Origin of the sequence: Yoonia sp., assembly GCF_030731595.1 — a bacterium.
GTDB lineage: Bacteria > Pseudomonadota > Alphaproteobacteria > Rhodobacterales > Rhodobacteraceae > Yoonia.
The window spans coordinates 1-2078 of sequence record NZ_JANQTS010000126.1; the positions used below are offsets into that span (position 1 = coordinate 1).

The 2078-nt window shown below is 58.8% G+C and carries 1 protein-coding gene; it reads left to right on the top strand.

Translation table 11 applies throughout. The features are described 5' to 3' along the window. Window positions 1–2078, top strand: a 2078-nt coding sequence (gene dnaE, locus NWQ23_RS14515) for a DNA polymerase III subunit alpha (protein ID WP_306167101.1), incomplete at both ends; no start/stop codon positions are given.

Below are 2078 nucleotides of genomic sequence, written 5' to 3' on the forward strand. Positions count from 1 at the left end.
ACTGATCCCCGATTCATCCATTTGCGTGTCCATACCGAGTATTCCCTGCTCGAGGGGGCTATTCCGGTCAAGAAACTGCCGCAGATGGCTGTGGATATGAACATGCCCGCCGTGGCGGTCACTGACACCAACAACATGTTCTGCGCCTTGGAGTTTTCCGAGGGCGCATCAAAGGCAGGCGTTCAGCCGATCATCGGCTGTCAGCTTGATCTGGCCTATACGACCCCCGAACCCGGCAAACGCGCCGAGGCACCCGCGCCGCTTGTCCTGCTCGCCCAGTCCGAGGCGGGTTATATGAACCTGATGAAGCTGAACTCCTGCGCCTATCTCAAAGGCGACGGGCAGTTGCCGCAGGTGACGCTGGACGAATTGGCGCAGTATCATAGCGGTTTGATCTGCCTGTCCGGAGGCCCGGACGGTCCGGTGGGCCGATTGCTGCGCCAAGGCCAGCGCCCCAAGGCCGAGGCGCTGATCGACCGCTTGGCAGCGATTTATCCTGACCGGCTTTATGTCGAACTTCAGCGCCATCCGGGCGAAGGCGGCCTGCCCGAAGCCGAACGCCTGTCAGAGCGCGGCCATATCGAAATGGCCTATGCCAAGAGCCTGCCGCTTGTCGCCACGAATGATGTCTATTTCCCCAAGACCGGGCTTTACGAGGCGCATGACGCGCTGATCTGCATCGCCGGCGGCGCCTATGTCGATCAGCAGGAACCGCGCCGCAGGTTGACCCCGCAGCATTATTTCAAATCCCCGCAAGAGATGGTGACGCTCTTTGCCGATTTGCCCGAAGCGATTGCCAACACGGTCGAAATCGCAAAGCGCTGCGCTTTCAAAGCGTACAAGCGCGATCCGATCCTGCCCAAATTCGCTGATGACGAGGTCGCCGAATTGCGCCGTCAGGCGCAGGAGGGGCTCAAGGCCCGTTTGGCCGTGATCCCCCATGCGGCTGATATTGCCGAATACGAAAAGCGGCTGGAGTTCGAACTGGGGATCATCGAGGGGATGGGCTTTCCCGGCTACTTCCTGATCGTCGCCGACTTTATCAAATGGGCCAAGGATAACGGGATTCCCGTCGGACCCGGTCGTGGTTCTGGCGCGGGGTCCCTGGTGGCCTATGCCCTGCTGATTACAGACCTTGATCCGCTGCGCTATTCGCTGCTGTTCGAACGATTCCTTAACCCTGAACGTGTCTCGATGCCCGACTTCGACATCGACTTTTGCATGGACAGGCGCGAGGAAGTGATCCGCTATGTGCAAGACAAATACGGGCGCGACAAAGTCGGGCAGATCATCACCTTTGGCGCGCTTTTGTCCAAGGCTGCCGTGCGTGACGTGGGACGTGTGTTGCAGATGCCTTACGGGCAGGTGGACAGGCTGTCCAAGATGATCCCCGTGGAAGGGGTCAAACCGGTTTCGATCGAAAAGGCCTTGGCAGATGAACCGCGTTTGCGCGAAGAAGCCAAGAACGAAGAGGTCGTGGACCGTCTGCTGACCTACGCCCAGCAGGTCGAGGGGCTGTTGCGCAATGCGTCGACCCATGCCGCCGGTGTCGTGATCGGGGACCGTCCGCTGGACGAACTGGTGCCGCTTTACCAAGACCCGCGCTCTGACATGCCTGCGACCCAGTTCAACATGAAATGGGTGGAGCAGGCCGGATTGGTCAAGTTCGACTTTTTGGGACTGAAAACCCTGACGGTGATCCAGAACGCGGTCGAATTGATCCGCAAGGCGGGACGCACGCTGAACGTCGCCGCTGACGGGACGCAGCTTTACGAGGTTCTGCCGGGGTTTGAATATGACATCGGGGCGATCCCGCTGGATGACGAAAAATCCTATGCGCTTTATTCCAGCGCAAAAACTACGGCTGTGTTTCAGGTGGAAAGCAGCGGCATGATGGATGCGCTCAAGCGCATGAAACCCACCTGTATCGAGGATATCGTGGCGCTTGTGGCGCTTTACCGTCCCGGCCCGATGGAGAATATCCCGACATATTGCGAGGTGAAGAACGGGCAGAAAGAGCTGGAATCCATCCACCCCTCGATTGACCATATCCTGAAAGAAACCCAAGGCATCATCGT